The sequence below is a fragment of the Winslowiella toletana genome, from assembly GCF_017875465.1.
Lineage (GTDB): Bacteria > Pseudomonadota > Gammaproteobacteria > Enterobacterales > Enterobacteriaceae > Erwinia > Erwinia toletana.
In genome coordinates this window covers 3,564,423-3,579,961 of sequence record NZ_JAGGMQ010000001.1, presented here as the reverse complement: position 1 = coordinate 3,579,961, position 15,539 = coordinate 3,564,423, and the positions used below count along the sequence as shown (strand labels likewise).

18 protein-coding genes are annotated in these 15,539 nt (G+C 56.8%); 13 read left to right on the top strand and 5 right to left on the bottom strand.

The features are described from left to right. Positions 1 to 97 precede the first annotated feature (97 nt). On the bottom strand, positions 98 to 310 hold the full coding sequence (cspE, locus tag J2125_RS16625) for a transcription antiterminator/RNA stability regulator CspE (RefSeq protein ID WP_017800860.1): 213 nt from the start codon (positions 308 to 310) through the stop codon (positions 98 to 100). Positions 311 to 643: 333 nt separating this feature from the next. Between cspE and J2125_RS16620 the strand changes: the two genes are divergently transcribed. The 3 genes from J2125_RS16620 (at position 644) to J2125_RS16610 (ending at position 2,238) form a co-directional block, all read left to right on the top strand. Further along, positions 644 to 1,315, top strand: coding sequence for a MarC family NAAT transporter (locus J2125_RS16620; RefSeq protein WP_017800859.1), 672 nt, complete (start codon positions 644 to 646; stop codon positions 1,313 to 1,315). Positions 1,316 to 1,519: 204 nt separating this feature from the next. Further along, entirely contained in the window at positions 1,520 to 1,768 is a 249-nt protein-coding gene (locus J2125_RS16615; RefSeq protein ID WP_017800858.1) for a biofilm development regulator YmgB/AriR family protein, read from the top strand. 89 nt (positions 1,769 to 1,857) lie between these two features. After that, complete coding sequence (locus J2125_RS16610) at positions 1,858 to 2,238, top strand: VOC family protein (RefSeq protein ID WP_017800857.1); 381 nt, start codon at positions 1,858 to 1,860, stop codon at positions 2,236 to 2,238. Positions 2,239 to 2,282: 44 nt separating this feature from the next. Here the strand turns inward: J2125_RS16610 and J2125_RS16605 are convergent, their stop codons facing one another. Further along, positions 2,283 to 2,594 carry a helix-turn-helix domain-containing protein gene (locus J2125_RS16605; RefSeq protein WP_017800856.1) on the bottom strand — a complete coding sequence of 104 codons (312 nt, stop codon included), beginning with the start codon at positions 2,592 to 2,594 and terminating at the stop codon, positions 2,283 to 2,285. Positions 2,595 to 2,978: 384 nt separating this feature from the next. On the opposite strand from J2125_RS16605, the gene J2125_RS16600 reads away from it, so the two are divergent. Genes J2125_RS16600 through J2125_RS16585 form a run of 4 tightly spaced genes read left to right on the top strand, consistent with a single transcriptional unit; the run spans position 2,979 to position 7,824 of the window. Then, complete coding sequence (locus J2125_RS16600; protein ID WP_017800853.1) at positions 2,979 to 3,812, top strand: ATP-binding cassette domain-containing protein; 834 nt, start codon at positions 2,979 to 2,981, stop codon at positions 3,810 to 3,812. Continuing rightward, positions 3,812 to 4,582, top strand: coding sequence for an ABC transporter ATP-binding protein (locus J2125_RS16595; protein ID WP_017800852.1), 771 nt, complete (start codon positions 3,812 to 3,814; stop codon positions 4,580 to 4,582). The genes J2125_RS16600 and J2125_RS16595 overlap by 1 nt, the downstream gene beginning before the upstream one ends. Positions 4,583 to 4,606: 24 nt before the next feature. After that, positions 4,607 to 6,082 carry an ABC transporter substrate-binding protein gene (locus J2125_RS16590; RefSeq protein WP_017800851.1) on the top strand — a complete coding sequence of 492 codons (1,476 nt, stop codon included), beginning with the start codon at positions 4,607 to 4,609 and terminating at the stop codon, positions 6,080 to 6,082. Positions 6,083 to 6,084: 2 nt separating this feature from the next. Beyond that, positions 6,085 to 7,824 carry an ABC transporter permease subunit gene (locus J2125_RS16585; RefSeq protein ID WP_017800850.1) on the top strand — a complete coding sequence of 580 codons (1,740 nt, stop codon included), beginning with the start codon at positions 6,085 to 6,087 and terminating at the stop codon, positions 7,822 to 7,824. Here J2125_RS16585 and J2125_RS16580 read toward each other — a convergent pair. From J2125_RS16580 to J2125_RS16570, 3 genes are all read right to left on the bottom strand, one after another. Next, complete coding sequence (locus tag J2125_RS16580; protein WP_017800849.1) at positions 7,807 to 8,358, bottom strand: GNAT family N-acetyltransferase; 552 nt, start codon at positions 8,356 to 8,358, stop codon at positions 7,807 to 7,809. The two genes, J2125_RS16585 and J2125_RS16580, sit on opposite strands and share 18 nt — an antisense overlap. A 20-nt stretch (positions 8,359 to 8,378) precedes the next feature. Further along, the gene (locus J2125_RS16575; protein ID WP_017800848.1) at positions 8,379 to 8,702 is read right to left on the bottom strand and encodes a hypothetical protein; all 324 of its coding nucleotides are present in this window, start codon (positions 8,700 to 8,702) and stop codon (positions 8,379 to 8,381) included. A 314-nt stretch (positions 8,703 to 9,016) separates the two neighbouring features. Then, a complete protein-coding gene (locus J2125_RS16570) occupies positions 9,017 to 9,313 on the bottom strand; it encodes an I78 family peptidase inhibitor (RefSeq protein WP_017800847.1) in 297 nt (98 codons plus the stop codon). A 393-nt stretch (positions 9,314 to 9,706) separates the two neighbouring features. On the opposite strand from J2125_RS16570, the gene J2125_RS16565 reads away from it, so the two are divergent. The 6 genes from J2125_RS16565 (at position 9,707) to J2125_RS16540 (ending at position 15,523) form a co-directional block, all read left to right on the top strand. After that, positions 9,707 to 10,366 carry a CPBP family intramembrane glutamic endopeptidase gene (locus J2125_RS16565; RefSeq protein WP_017800846.1) on the top strand — a complete coding sequence of 220 codons (660 nt, stop codon included), beginning with the start codon at positions 9,707 to 9,709 and terminating at the stop codon, positions 10,364 to 10,366. A gap of 183 nt (positions 10,367 to 10,549) precedes the next feature. Further along, positions 10,550 to 12,118, top strand: a complete 1,569-nt coding sequence (locus tag J2125_RS16560; RefSeq protein ID WP_017800845.1) for an ABC transporter substrate-binding protein — start codon at positions 10,550 to 10,552, stop codon at positions 12,116 to 12,118. Continuing rightward, entirely contained in the window at positions 12,118 to 13,170 is a 1,053-nt protein-coding gene (locus tag J2125_RS16555; protein WP_017800844.1) for an ABC transporter permease, read from the top strand. Before J2125_RS16560 ends, J2125_RS16555 begins: the two co-directional genes overlap by 1 nt. Continuing rightward, complete coding sequence (locus J2125_RS16550; protein WP_017800843.1) at positions 13,167 to 14,027, top strand: ABC transporter permease; 861 nt, start codon at positions 13,167 to 13,169, stop codon at positions 14,025 to 14,027. The genes J2125_RS16555 and J2125_RS16550 overlap by 4 nt, the downstream gene beginning before the upstream one ends. After that, a complete protein-coding gene (locus J2125_RS16545) occupies positions 14,017 to 14,865 on the top strand; it encodes an ABC transporter ATP-binding protein (protein WP_017800842.1) in 849 nt (282 codons plus the stop codon). Before J2125_RS16550 ends, J2125_RS16545 begins: the two co-directional genes overlap by 11 nt. Then, positions 14,858 to 15,523: an ABC transporter ATP-binding protein gene (locus tag J2125_RS16540; protein ID WP_017800841.1), complete on the top strand. Its 666-nt coding sequence runs from the start codon at positions 14,858 to 14,860 to the stop codon at positions 15,521 to 15,523. The genes J2125_RS16545 and J2125_RS16540 overlap by 8 nt, the downstream gene beginning before the upstream one ends. Positions 15,524 to 15,539 lie beyond the last annotated feature (16 nt).

The following is a 15,539-nucleotide window of genomic DNA, read 5'->3' as shown; positions in this document are numbered from 1 at the left end:
CATTATCTTTATGCTTAAAACAAAAAACCCGCACAAGGCGGGTTTTTATTAGCGTTTCGTCGTTGAAGATAAATATCTTCAGCAGCGATAAATTCGCTTAGATAGCAGTTACGTTAGCAGCTGCTGGGCCTTTCTGGCCATTTTCAATGGTGAACTCAACTTTCTGACCTTCGTCGAGGCTTTTGAAGCCATCGTTCTGAATTGCAGAGAAGTGTACGAATACATCTTTGCTGCCGTCAGTTGGAGAAATGAAACCGAAGCCTTTCTCAGCGTTGAACCATTTTACTAAACCAGTCATTTTGTTAGACATTTGTCTATCCTTCATTCAATTACAAGCCACATGGGCGAAATGGTTTGTCTACAGAATTTATGAGGCACTCAGGAAGGAGTCAGGAAGAAGAGATATCTAAGATAACGCTTGAACTGAAGACTGCTTTACTAAAACTGCTCGCATATTCGGCTCTGCTTAACAAACCGACGACGCATTTACTCATAGCCACCCTTCAGATGCAACCTTTATTTTATTTGTCTTTAATAATCGTCGTTCACCATAAAGATTGAGGCTGGCTTTAGCCGCTCGCTACGGTAATACTGGCAGCCAAGGATTACGCGATAAACGCCCTTTTCTGTTAAGGATATCAGCATGCTGGAACTGTTTAAGGCGATTGGCCTGGGTCTGGTGGTATTACTGCCGCTGGCTAACCCGCTGACCACCGTGGCGCTGTTTTTAGGCCTGGCGGGCGATATGAACTTTAGCGAGCGCAACAAGCAAGCGCGCGATGCCTCGCTGTACGTTTTTATTATTATGACCGTAGCGTATTACGCCGGTAACCTGGTGATGGATACCTTTGGCATCTCGATTCCTGGCCTGCGGATTGCCGGTGGCTTAATTGTCGCCTTTATCGGTTTTCGCATGCTGTTCCCGCACAAACCGGCCGGTCAGTCGGTGGAGGCCGAGCACAAGCAGGATGAGTTAAACGAACATAAAGGGGTCAATATTGCCTTTGTACCGCTGGCGATGCCCAGCACCGCCGGTCCGGGCACCATTGCGATGATTATCAGTTCCGCTTCCACCATCCGCGACAGCACGCAGTTCTCGCCGTGGGTGATCAGCGTCGCGCCGGTGCTGACCTTTATCGCGGTCAGTGTGATTTTATGGATTAGCCTGCGCAGCTCCGGCGGCATTATGCGCATCGTCGGCAAAGGCGGTATCGAAGCCATCTCACGCCTGATGGGGTTCCTGCTGGTGTGCATGGGCGTGCAATTTATCATTAATGGCGTTTTAGAGGTTGTCAGCACTTATTCGCCTGCGTAATGTCAAAAATATTTCATTTTGTTACTGACAACTCCGCTGCCGCGTTCTATGTTTAAAAAATCTCCACCTGTTTAACGTCTGGCAAGTGGCGGGCTGACTGTCCTGGTTGCCCGGATCACCATCATATTGTCCTGTTTATGATCTCACCGGCCTCCCCTTGTGTGGCCGGTGGTGTGGCCGATGGCGCTTTTTCGGAGGTTTTTCATGCGAGCACATACACCCGGCGCAGGCCGTGCGATTACCGACTACTTTAACAGCCCAGCCTGGCAAGCACCGCGTGAGGCTGAGTTGCTGGCGGCAGTGATGACCGAACTGATGCAAGCCGGTAAACCGGCTACCAGCAAAGCGATTATCGCCACGGTGATTAGCAAACTGGAACATGAAGTCGATGAGGCGTTGTTACAGGGCTATCGCAATGTACTGGCGCAGCTGATGGATGAGAAAGCGGAGTAAGCGCAAAAGATTTAACCAGGCGTGCGCTTTGAATTGATCGCTTTTTATCTCGGGCTACACTCGCTTTAAAACGCGCCTGAGGATCAATCATGACAATCCAGCTTTCGGCTTTCGACCATGTACATATTTATGTCGATGACATACAGCAGGCGACACGCTGGTATCATGAGGTATTAGGATTTAGCGTTTGTCAGCCACTACTGAACTGGTATCAGCAGGGTGGGCCATTAACACTTCAACAGGGCAATATTCATCTGGCGCTATTTAAACGCCAGCAGCATGCCGCAGGTCATACCGTCGCCTTTCGCTGCAACGCCGCGCAGTTTATCGCTGCACAACGGCACCTTAGTCAGCATGATGTCACTTTCAGCCTTAGCGATCATCAGCTCTCCTGGTCGATCTATTTTAGCGATCCCTTTGCTAACCGTTACGAAATCACCAGTTATGAATATGCTGCTTTGCAGCCCTGAAGATTATACGATTACTGGGGCAAGCTCGCCGAGGTACAGCCAATCTACAAGCTGGCAAGGGTCTGCAAGGTTTCAGGGTTACGAGCTACCATGAGGATTAAAAGTACAGCCTGCGCATTTGGTTTAGCCCTGCCCTGTTCCCAGTTCTGATAAGTGGATTCACCGGTATGCAGATAGCTGGCAAAAACAGCCTGGGAAAGATTCAGTCTTTCGCGCACTGATTTAAGTTCTTCCGGCGCAATTGAAACCCGATGGCGGGAGACTTTATGGGTTTTCAGGGTGATCTTACCCTTCCGGTGTGCGGCCATTTCTTCCATACCCTGCATAAGTTCAGCGAACAGGTTACGCTCTGTCATAGTTTGTTTCCTCGTTTAATCTGCTCAAGCATCCGGGCCAGAATATCTTTCTGCTTTTTGGTGAGATCATCCATTTCATCCTTGTCATACAGGGAGAAGAGATAGAATAGCCCTTCGTCAGACCACCAGTAATAAATGATTCTCATCACCCGTGTGGGGATTAGCCATTAGTCATTCCTGAAATGCCTTAAACTGGTCATCCGTCAGGAATTCTGCACGGTATTTTTCAAATGTTGAGAGTTCAATAAAGATTGCGTTCATGGATTTCCTTACCCTCCGCTTCAGGATGTCCTATCCTCAAGTTGAGTACATTTAAACTTATTTTGCATCACAGTGTCACATTTTGTTATGTTATTACATAACAAATAACTTCTATGCGACGCTATGCTGACTTCGTTATCTCCGGCCCCTGACAGGGTGCTGCAACTGACCAATCTGGATCTGAATCTGCACCAGCAGCAAAAACTGCATCAACTCAGTTTTTCCCTGCAACGGGGCGAGTGCGTCTGTCTGCTGGGTGAATCAGGATGTGGTAAATCGCTAACCGCCAGCGCCATTATTGGCGCACTGCCCGCATCGGCGCGCCTGGCGGGTAGACTGCAAATTGCCGGACAGTCGGTGATTGATCGCCCGGTGGGCCAGCGCTCCCCTGCGACACGTGCAGCGATGATTTTTCAGGACTCCGCCAGCGCCCTTAATCCGCTGGTGAGTGTCGGCAAGCAGCTGCAGATGACACTGCGCGCCAGACAACCGGTTTCCCGGCGTGCAGCGCAGCAGGCGGCGATTGCGCTGCTGGATGAGATGGATTTCGCTGATAGTGAGCGGGTGATGGCCTGTTATCCCGCCGAGCTGTCGGGCGGCCAGCGTCAGCGCGTCTGCATCGCACTGGCGCTGGCCAGCGAAAGCCCGCTGATTGTCGCCGACGAACCCACCAGTGCGCTGGATGTCGCCACGCAACAGACGGTAATCGCGGCGTTCCAGCGCCTGGCGCTGCGTCGCGATGCGCCCGCGCTGCTGTTTATCACCCACGATCTGGTGCTGGCTGCGCAGCTCTGCAGCCGGGCGCTGGTGATGTCAGCCGGGCGGCTGGTGGAAAACAGCACCATGCAGCAACTGCTGAACCGGCCAACGCATGCGGCCAGTCAGCGGCTGGTCAGCGCCGCACGCCACGCGGAACAGATGCTGCTCACCACGCCCCCGCTGCGGGGGATTGCCTGATGTCTGTGCCCGCTTTTCTTACTACCCATCAGCTCAGCTATCAGCCGCACGGCCAGCCGCGTCCGCTTGTCGACGCCGTCTCATTCCAGCTACGTGCCGGTGAACGCGTGGCGCTGATTGGCTCCTCCGGCAGCGGCAAATCCACACTGCTGAAACTGATGCTGGCATTGCAAAGCGCCACTGACGGCGAAGTGCGCTGCCAGCAACATCCGGTGCGCCCCGCATCGGTACGGGCGCTGCGCTGGTATCGCCAGCAGGTGCAATATATCGCGCAGGATCCAGCCACCACGCTCGATCCGCGCCGCACGGTGGCGGATGTGCTGGCCGAACCGCTGCGCCAGTTAAAGCGTCTGCAACCCGACCTGCTTCAGCTGGCAGCGATTCTGGCGCAGGTCAGGCTCGATGCCAGCCTGTTAAATCAGCGCTGCGCCACTCTCTCCGGCGGTCAGGCGCAGCGCGTGGCTATCGCGCGGGCGATTGCGCTGCAACCGCGTTTTCTGCTGGCGGACGAACCGGTTAGTGGCCTTGATCTGCCGCTCAGACAACAAATCAACCACCTGCTGGCCGATATTGCCCGTCAGCAGCAGATGGGCCTGCTGGTGGTGTCACACGATCTGTCATCAATTACCTGCCTGTGCGAACGCGTGCTGGTAATGGATAACGGCGCCATCGTTGAAGACGCCCCCACCCGCCAGCTGTTGTGTCACCCGCAGCACCCGGCCAGCCAGCGTTTGCTGGACGCCATCCCCCGTTTACCTTTGGCTGATTAATTTAACAATAAGGATACCAGGCTAATGAAAGCTCGCGCCCTGTGGATACTGAGCATCACGTTGCTGCTTAGCGGCTGTTTTAACGAAAAGGAGGTCAAATCAGACAGCTCACGCATTCGTCTGGCGATGCTACAACCGCCACGCTCCGCCCTGTCGCCGCTGAGTGACGACGCGTTTAAACTGTCACGCTGGCAGACAGCCGAAACACTGGTCAATCTTGATGCGCTGGGCGAAGCAAAACCAGCGCTGGCCACCCGCTGGCAGCAGCTTGACGATCGCCGCTGGCGCTTTGAGTTACGCGAGAATGTCCATTTCCATGACGGTACGCTGTTAACGGCAGCCACGGTGATCCGCTCACTTAACGCCGCCACTCAGGCTGCGCCTAAGCCACGTATTCTTGATGGCGTTACGCTGGAGATTGCCGCCGACGGCGATCATGCGGTGATCATCACCAGCGCCGATCCCGATCCGCTGATCCCGCAGCGCCTCTCCAGCCCGCAACTGGCGATTCTGGCAGCCAGAGCCTATGGCGCAAATGGCAGCGTTGATCCGGTCGGCAGCGGCAGCGGGCCGTTTATTCTCAGCAAAGTGAATGGCACCAGCAGCGCCAGCTTAAACCGCTTTGCTGACTACTGGGGTGAGAAAGCGCAGGCCAGCGGGATTGATGTCAGCTTTGTGCCGGACGGTGCAGCGCGCGCGGCGGCATTGCGCACCAACAGCGCCGATGTGGTGGAAGCGGTGCCGGTCTCGCAGGCCGCCCTGCTGAAACCGGAACAGATTCATGAAGTGCCAATGCCGCGCACCAACACCCTGTATCTGAACAGCCAGCAGGGAACCTTCCGCGATCCGGCGCTGCGTGCCGCCGTACGTGAGGCGATCAATCGCCAGCAGCTGGTGGATAACGTCTATGAAAAACGCGCGGATGTCGCGCAAGGATTGTTAGGTCCGGCGCTGCCGTGGGCGGCGCAGCTGCGTCAGCCGGTCGCGCATCCGCAGGCGGCAGCCAGACCCAATGGCCAGCTGATGACTCTCGCCACCTTCAGTGACCGCGCTGAACTGCCGGAAGTGGCGGTTTATCTGGCGCAGCAGCTCACCGCCGCTGGTTTTCAGGTGAAGCAGGTGGTGCGTGAATATGCTCATATTGAAGCGGATGCGCTGGCGGGTAAGTTTGACGCCTTTATCCTGTCGCGCGCCACGGTGCTCGACTCCGGCGATCCGGTCGCCTATATGTACAGCGACTTTGCCTGCAAGGGTTCATTTAACATTGCGCAGCTATGCCAGCCGGCGATCGATCAGGCGCTGCAACGGGCAGCAGCCACGCCAGCTGGTGAGGCGCGTCGTCAGGCAATCATCGCGGCGGAAAACCTGATTCTGGCCACTGATGCCGCCATCCCGATGCTGCACGAACGGGTGATTCAGGGGGAAAGTCCGGCAGTACGCAGTGCCGATCGTGATCCGCGCGAACGTCGGCTGATCTCCAGCCAGACTCATCTGGAGTGATAATGCGCCACTTTACTCCCCTGCTGCCGCTGTTGTCGCGCCTGATCACCCTCGCGGCAATGGTGATGCTGGTCGGGATTTTACCCTGGCTGGCCGGAGGCGATCCGGCGCTGGCGTTGCTGCGGGCGCGCTCCGGCGATCAGGAGGCCACCACAGAAACTCTGGAGGCGATTCGCCACTCGCTGGGGTTATATCAGGGGCCGGATGCCCTGCTGTGGCACTGGCTGAAAAACCTGGCGCAGGGCGATGCCGGCAACTCGTGGATCTCCGGTGCGCCGGTGCTGCCGGGCATGCTACAGGCGACCGGGGTTTCGCTGACACTGATGGCCTGCGCACTGCTGGTCGCGCTGCTACTGCTGAGCCTGATCTGCCTGCCGGTACTGCGCGCCGGTCTGACGGGTGTGGCGCGACGCCCGGCGGGAACCCTGGCGGCGGCGCTGACCGCGCTGCCGGAATTTCTGCTGGCGGCGCTCTTGTTGCTGGCCGGTGCGGTGTGGCTCGGCTGGTTACCGCCATTTGGCTGGACAGGCTGGCAGCACGCGATATTACCGGCGCTGGCGCTGGGCATTCCGGCCGGAGGCTTACTCGGCCGTCTGTTTTCCGACGCGCTAAGCGCCAGTTTTCAGGAGAAGTGGCTGGTCAGCTGGCAGGCAGCGGGCATCCCGCGTTATCGCCTGGCGCTGGCGCTGATCAAACGCACGCTACCGGCAATGCTGCCGCAGCTGGCGATGGTGATTATCGGCCTGACTGGCGGCGCGATTGCGGTGGAGAAGGTGTTTGCCATTCCGGGCCTTGGTCGCGCCACGCTGGGCGCCGCCGCCGCCAGTGATCTGCCCGCGCTGCAAAGCGGTATGCTGATTCTGCTGCTGCTCGGAAGTGTCGCTGGCCTGCTGGCCAGTCTGTTGCAGCGCGCGTTGCTGGGTCCGGCTCTGCACTATGGCGCGCTGCCCGCGATACCGCCGCAGGTATCGGTCAGCCGCACAGGCTGGTGGATACCGCTGATCGCTCTGCTGCTAATGCTGTTGCTGATTGCGGCTGGTTTACCGCGCGATGCTTTCAGTTCCGCCTGGCTGCGCCTGCAATCGCCATCATGGTCGCTGCCATTCGGCGCCGACGCCATGGGCCGCGATATCCTTGCACGCGTGGCGCAGGGAGCATTGCACACCTGCGCGCTGGCGCTGCTGGTCACGCTCTGTAGTCTGCTGATCGGCATACTGGCTGGACTGTTTCCGCGCGTGCTGGTCGGCCCGATTGAAGTGGCCAATGCCACACCGCCGGTGATTGCCGGTATGGTGATTGCCGCTGTCAACGGCCCGACCGCTGCTGGCGCCGCTTTCGCGGTGATTATTGTCAGCTGGGCGCCGCTGGCGGCGCATACCGCCGCGCTGGTGGCCGAGATCAATGCCCAGCCGCATATCCGCATGTTGCCGGTCCTCGGGGTCGGTCCGCTGCGGCGCGCCTGGCGCTATTTATTGCCGCCGATGCTGGCGCCATTACTGCGTCACGCGATGCTACGTCTGCCGGGCAATGCGCTGGCGCTGGCCGGACTGGGTTTTCTCGGTCTCGGGCCGCAGCCACCGGCGGCCGACTGGGGGATCGTGCTGGCGGAAGGGATGCCTTATCTTGAACGCGCGCCATGGGCGGTGGTAGCCCCGGCATTGGCATTGATCCTGCTGTCAGTGCTGGCGGTCACCGGCGCCAGTCTCACGGATCGCACGCGGCATCTAAAGGTTAAGCCATAAGTACCAGAACAGCGCAGTTTCACTGCGCTGTGGATTCAGCGCGCGATACAGCGCCCGGTCGATGCCCGCCAGCTCGAAACCATACTGCTCGTAAAACAGGCAGGCGGGAACGTTATTTGACTGCGTCTCCAGCACCAGCCCCGAGAGATTTTTCTCACGCGCCCACTGCACTGCGGCATCCATCAGCGCACGGCCACAACCCAGCTGCCGCGCATGGCGATCGACAGCGATATCTTCCACCAGCGCCAGACCATTCCAGTTGCGGCTTACCGCCAGATAACCCGCCAGCTGCTGCTGGCGCTGAACGATAAACAGGGCGCTATCCACACTGTCGACATACGCACTAAACTGCTGCGGATCGTTAAAATAGTGCTTTTCGTATGCCTCAACCCGCTTCAGGTTCTGGCTGACAGGACGGTCAAAAACCGCAATAAACTCTCTGGTGACGCGAAAACCATAATCAAGCTCCCCCAGTGGCGTCAGCATTTCCATGCTGGCTGGCAGGACGGTAATTGCAGCATCAGTATCAGGCATTTTCTCCATCATCCGTTAATCTATGGCGTTTTAGCCATCAGGCTATCGGCCTCGGTAACTGAAGCGGTTTTTGTGCTGCGCTGATAGAGGCACAACTCGCGGCCGCGCTGATTATTCATATGTTTCTGAGGATAACGCCCCTGCAACAGCAGAGCCGAGTAACCAACCCGATCATCAAACAGCATGATTTTGCCGGCTGGTGTGGCATTTTTTAAACCGCTGGCTTTAATGCAAGCCTGCGCCATCGCCTTATCTGCTGCCGCCCAGGCTTGATTGCTGGAAGCAAACCCGGGTGACGCCAGCAGCACTGTTGCTGACAGTAACAAAAGTTGCACAGCTCGCATAATCACTCCTGCTGAATATTTCTCTACAGCGTAGCCGAAAGCGCTAAGCAAATGATCTGTTGCCGGAAGAAACGCAAAAAAAATCCCGCACGCAGCGGGAAGGTATGAAAAGACAAGCATTACCTGTTTTCGTGACGAGGAGATCACTGTTGTATGACGCAAGTTAAGCTAACCCGACGCTATTGCAGCAATATGACAAGCGGCAGAAGCAGCGAATGGTGAAATGAAAGGTGAAAGGTCTGGTAAAAAAGCAGTAACAGGGGGCGGGTGAGAAGCACGGATAGGGGCGAATCTGCTTCGCCCCGGTTGGCTGATTAGCCGCAATAGACGCTGCTAATTTTGCCGCTGGCATCGCCCATAAAGTTCAGACGATTAAGGTTAAAGTCCATGGTCACCGCCGAGTTATGCGGGATCGCACGCACCGGGTTGGCGAATTTCACCGTATCCAGTGAAGAAAGGGGTTTGCCGACATAGTTCTGATACTGCGAAGCGCCGCAGCGATCATTCTCAGCATCGACCGGCTGCGCCGCTGCATCATGCTTTGGCGCAGTGTTACAAGCGGTTAGCGCAAACATCGCGGCTACCATCAGGGATTTTGCATAAAACGTCACGTTTCACTCCTCTTCTACGTGTTTTTACTTAACAACAGCTCTCAGACTAACAGATTGCGTTGGCGGATCAGACGGTTTTTTACCCTTTCGTGCCGCCAGTTTATAACAATGTGAAAGTGACACGAATTGCTCAATCCTTAACCAGATAAAGGATATAATTACCTAAGATAATTCTTAGGAGGAAATCATGGAACTCGCGATTTTTATCTGCTTCGCGGCGTTGATGACCTTTATCGCCATCCGCGTACGTTAAGTCATCTGCTCTGGTAATCAGAGTACGGGCCGGGTCTTCACCCGGCCTGATAAACCGCTGTTTCCCCCCCGCGCTGAACCCGCTCGACAGTTTTCTAACTGGTTGATAGTATTGCCTCTCTTTTCAGCCACGGGCTTAAGATGAACGCCAATACCAACCGGGTTACGCTGACGCTGTTTTACGGCGCGATGTTTGTGATTTACTACCTGATAACGCTGGTGATTTCGCGCTTCCCCAATGTGGCTGAGCTGCGCAGTAGTGGTCTGCTGGTGCCGGTGGTTTGCCTGTTTGAGTTCGCGGTGCTGTTTCCGCTGTATCGTTTTTACTGCACGCGCCGCGACGACATTCCGCCGGGTACGCTGCGGTTAAAAACCACCCTGCTGTTTCTTGGTGGCCTGCTGTTACTGATGCTATTGCAAATCTTCGTGCTGCAGCCTGAAGCCTGGCTGGAACAGCAGTCACAACAGAGCCGCTCTGCGGTGTTGATTCTGCTGTTTACCGCCGTGGTGCTGGGGCCGGTGTTTGAAGAGATTCTGTTTCGCGGCTTTCTGTTGCAGGGATTTCTGCTGTGGGCGCCGAAGAGCCCGCTGGCCTGCGTCACCCTCACCTCGATCCTGTTTGCCACCATGCATACGCAATACGTGCATCTGCAAACGCTGGCGATGCTGACCCTGTTTTCGATGCTGCTGTGCTATGCACGGCTGCAATCACGCGGGCTAAAACTGCCGATTTTTCTGTATATGTTTAATAACCTGCTGGCGCTGTTACCGGCTTTATATGCCACGTTTCAGCATGGCTGATCCGAACGGTGCTAAAATTAATTCGCTTACAGCCAGCAGTAATCTCAGTCAGTCATCAATTAATGATTTATAACCATATCGCTTTACTTAGAACAAAAACACATATCGATAGCCAATAATCTACTATTTGATAAGGCTATGAGTCATTTAAACTCGCGGCAAATTTTAAGGTAAGGAAACGTCATGAAAAGTATCGTTCCGTCAGTCATCGCTATTGCTCTGGCTGCTTCTTTTGCTGCTCAGGCTGCCACACCGCCAGACACGCTGGTGATTGCTCAGTCGATCGATGATGCCAGCAGTTTTGACCCGGCGCAGGGTTTTGAACTGACCTCGATGCAGGCCTTTACCAATATCTATCAGCGTCTGGTGCAGTCAGACCCGAATAATCCGGTTGATCTGAAGCCAACGCTGGCGACCTCCTGGCAGCCTGCCAGCGATAACCGCAGCCTGACTTTTGAACTGCGTGATGGCGCTAAATTCTCCACCGGTAATCCGGTGCGCCCGGAAGATGTGATCTTCTCCCTGTCGCGTGTAATCAAGCTGAATCTGGACCCCTCTTTTATCCTCGCGCAGATGGGCTGGACCAAAGACAACGTTGATGCACAGCTGAAAAAGATTGATGACAAGCACGTTCAGATCAGCTGGACCGCTGATATCAGCCCGGCGTTTGTGTTAAGCCTGCTTTCAGCGCCGGTGGCATCGATCGTTGATGAAAAAACCGTACTGGCCAATCAGCAGAAAAACGATCTCGGCAATCAGTGGCTGGGCATTCACTCTGCCGGCAGCGGTCCGTATCAGATCCGCAAGTATATTCCGCATGAAGTGGTGCTGCTGTCGGCTAACCCGACCTCACCCGCCGGTGCGCCAAAACTGAAAAATATTCTGATTAAAAACGTGCCGGAACCGGCGGCGCGTCGTCTGCTGCTGGAACAGGGTGACGCCGATATTGCGCGTAACCTTGGCGCGGATCAGATGGCCGCGCTGAAAGGCAAAGCGGGGGTGAAACCCGTCGCTTATCCAATGGCGTCGCTGTATTACATCCAGTTCAATATTGATGCTTCACCCGCGCTGAAAAACCCCGCGCTGTGGGAAGCTTCCCGCTACCTGTTTGATTACCACGGTATCGCCGACGATCTGCTGAAAGGCCAGTTCCAGGTACACCAGTCATTCCTGCCGCAAGGTTTCCTCGGTGCGCTGAATGACAATCCGTATAAATACGATCCGGAAAAAGCCAAAGCGATTCTGCAGAAAGCGGGCCTGACCAATGTCAGCTTTAAGCTCTCCGTCAGCAATCAGCCGCCATATCTGGATATCGCTCAGGCGTTGCAGGCCAGCTTCGCCAAAGGCGGCATTAAGGTGGAACTGATCCCGGGGCTCAGCACCGAAGTCTCCACCAGCGTAAAAGCGCATAAATATGAAGCGACGCTAAATGCCTGGGGCGCTGACTATTTCGATCCGAATACTAACGCCGCCGCCTTTGCTTACAATCCGGAAGATGGCAGCAAAACCCTGGCATGGCGCTCTAACTGGCATATTCCTGAGCTGAGCAAACAGACGCTGGCCGCTACCGCCGTCAGTGATAATGCTAAGCGGGTGGAGATGTATCAGAACATGCAGCGCGAAGTGCAGAAAAATTCCCCATACGTGGTGGGACTGCAGGCGCGTAACCTGGTTGCGCTGCGCGATAACCTGAAAGGCTATGTGCAGGGAATCAACCCGGATATGGTTTACTACAACCAGGTCAGTAAGTAATGGCGGTAACCTCTACCGAAGCCGGGTCCGCCCGGCGTTTCTGGCGCGGTGGCGGACGTCTCGCCACCAGCCTGATTTCGTTACTGGTGACGCTGCTCGGTTTGCTGGCGTTTACCTTTATGTTGTCCCATCTGTCGCCGGTCGATCCGGTGTTACAGATTGCGGGCGATCACGCCAGTGAATCGACTTATGCGCAGGTACGCCGTGATTTAGGCCTCGACCAGCCGGTGCTGATGCAGTTCTGGCACTATCTCGAACACCTGGCGCGGGGTGATTTGGGCGTTTCGCGTATAACCAATCAGCCGGTGCTCAGCGATCTGATGCGCACTTTCCCGGCCACGATTGAACTGGCCAGCTGTGCGATGATTTTTGGCGCCTTTTTTGGCATCACGCTGGCGCTGCTGGCGGCGTGGAAACCGGGCAGCATAATTGATAACCTGGCGCGTCTAATCTCACTGCTGGGCTATTCGGTGCCGATTTTCTGGCTCGGGCTGCTGGGGCTGCTGCTGTTTTACGCAGTGCTGCACTGGTCGGCCGGACCCGGCAGGCTGGATGATATTTATGTCTATACCATCGAAACCAAAACCGGTCTGATGCTGATTGATAGCTGGCTATCCGGCGATGCGGAAATGTTCCGCAACGCCATCGCCCACCTGTGGCTGCCGGTGGTGGTGCTGGGGATGTTGTCGATGGCGGGCATTACCCGTCTGCTGCGCGCGGCGCTGCTGGAAGAGAGCAGCAAGGAGTATGTCACCCTCGCGCGCGCCAAAGGCGCCGGACGCGGGCGTATTCTGCTGCTGCATGTTCTGCCCAATGTCTCAGGTACGCTGATTACCGTGCTGGCGCTCTCCTACGCCACACTGCTGGAAGGTTCAGTGCTGACGGAAACCGTCTTTGCCTGGCCGGGTGTTGGCCGCTATATGACCACCGCGCTGTTCGCCTCCGATGCACCGGCGATTCTTGGCTCCACGCTGCTGATTGGCGGCTGCTTTATCGTGCTGAATACGCTGGCTGATGCTCTCACCTGGCTAACCGATCCGAGAACCCGATGACGCAAAATTTAACTGATGCTGAAACTGTGGCGCCGCGTCGCTATCGCCGTCGCCGGGTGACTACCCTGGTGGCTGGCGGCACGCTGGTGGCCATTCTGCTGCTGACCGCACTGCTGGCGCCGCTGCTGGCGCCTTTTGACCCCAATGCCCAGCTAATGTCCGCACGCCTGTTGCCGCCCTCTGCCGCTCACTGGCTGGGCACCGACGGCTTTGGCCGCGATCTGCTGTCGCGGGTGATTTACGGCACCCGTCCGACGCTGCTGCTGGTGTCGCTGATTCTGCTGCTGACCATTCCGGTTGGCATGCTGGTCGGTATCGCTGCCGGTTATCTTGGCGGCTGGACCGAACGTGTGCTGATGCGCATTACCGATATCTTTCTGTCACTGCCAAACCTGGTGATCGCGCTGGCGCTGGTGGCGATGCTTGGCCCGGGGCTGATGAATGGCGCACTGGCGCTGGCGCTGACCAGCTGGCCGCCCTTTGCGCGTCAGGCGCGCGCGGAAACCCTTGCGCTGCGTCGTAGCGATTACCTCGCCGCTGCGCGGATGCAGGGCATTACTGGCCTGCGTCTGATGTTTGGTCATATTCTGCCGCTCTGCATGCCAAGCGCCGTGGTGCGCGCCGCACTCAGCCTCGGCGGAATTATTCTTGCCGCCGCCGGTCTTGGCTTCCTCGGGATGGGCGTTCAGCCACCGACGGCGGAATGGGGTTCAATGGTCGCCGAAGGCAGTAAGGTGATTTTTGACCAGTGGTGGGTCGCTGCCGCACCAGGTGGCGCGATTCTGTTTGCCAGCCTTGCCTTTAACCTGACAGGCGACGGCCTGCGTGACCGACTGGATACCCGAAATGCCAACTGATTCTTCCGCGCTGATTATCGCCGACAGGCTAAGTATTTCGCTGAATGATGGCGCTACGCTGGTAAAAGATCTCTCTTTTACCCTCGGACGCGAACGTGTGGCGCTGGTGGGTGAATCCGGTTCCGGTAAATCACTCACCGCCCGCGCGCTAATGGGCCTGTTAGCGCCTTCACTGCATGTGCAGGCGCGCAGCTTAAGCGTCGCCGGGGAAAATGCCTTAACTCTGACTGAACGCCGCTGGAGCCAGTTACGCGCCAGTAAGCTGGCGATGGTCATGCAGGATCCTAAATATGCCCTGAACCCTGTGCGCACCATTGGCTGGCAGGTTGAGGAGCCACTCAAGCTGCATCGCGCCTTTAGCCGCGCCGAACGCCGCGAAAAGGTGTGCGAGATGCTGGATGCGGTGGGTCTGCCGCAACCGGCTCAGCTGATGACGCGTTATCCGCATCAGCTCTCCGGCGGCATGGGGCAGCGCGTGATGCTGGCAATTGCGCTGATTGCCGATCCGCAATTTTTGATTGCTGACGAACCGACCTCTGCGCTCGATCACGCGATGCGCGATCAGGTGCTGGCGCTTATCCGCCGTCTGGTGGAGCAGCGCAATATGGGGCTGCTGCTGATCAGTCATGATCTGCAACAAGTCGCGGAGCATTGCGATCGGGTGATGGTGATGTACAAAGGTGAAGTGCTGGATACCCTGCCCGCCGCTGAACTCCCGCGCGCCACGCATCCCTACACCCGAACCCTGTGGTCCTGTCGTCCCAGCAAAGCGACCCACGGGCAGACGCTGCCGGTTCTCGATCGCGCGGCACTGGAGGCGACTCGTGAGCATGATTGATCTGCAACAGCTGAGTGTGGCGCATAAGCAGGGCTATGATCTGCGCACCGTGGTGCATGATATTAACCTGACGATTGCCGCTGGCGAATGTTTTGGACTGGTGGGTCCGTCCGGCTGCGGCAAATCGTCGCTGCTGTGGGTGATGGCCGGACTGAATCCACACTGGCAGGGCAGCATGCAGCTGGCCGGGCATCAGGTCGTCGCTGGCAAAGCCTTTACCGGCGACCTGCGCCGCGAAGTGCAGATGGTGTTTCAGGATCCTTACGCCTCGCTGCATCCGCGCCACCGCCTGCGCCGCACGCTGGCCGAGCCGCTAAAACTGTTGAAGGTGCAGGATATCAATGATCGCATCGATCAGGGGTTTCGTCATGTCGGTCTCGATCCGGCGATGGCCGACCGCTATCCGCACCAGCTCTCCGGCGGACAGCGCCAGCGTGTCGCCATTGTGCGCGCACTGCTGTTAGAGCCAAAGGTGCTGCTGCTGGATGAACCCACTTCAGCGCTGGATATGTCGGTGCAGGCCGAGATCCTTAATCTGCTGAACGATCTGAAGCGCCTCGATAATCTGACCATGGTGCTGGTCAGCCATGATCCGGATGTGATCGACCATATGTGCGATCGCGCCGCCCGTATGGCCAATGGGCGGATTGTCGGTTAATCCGTATGAGACGGGC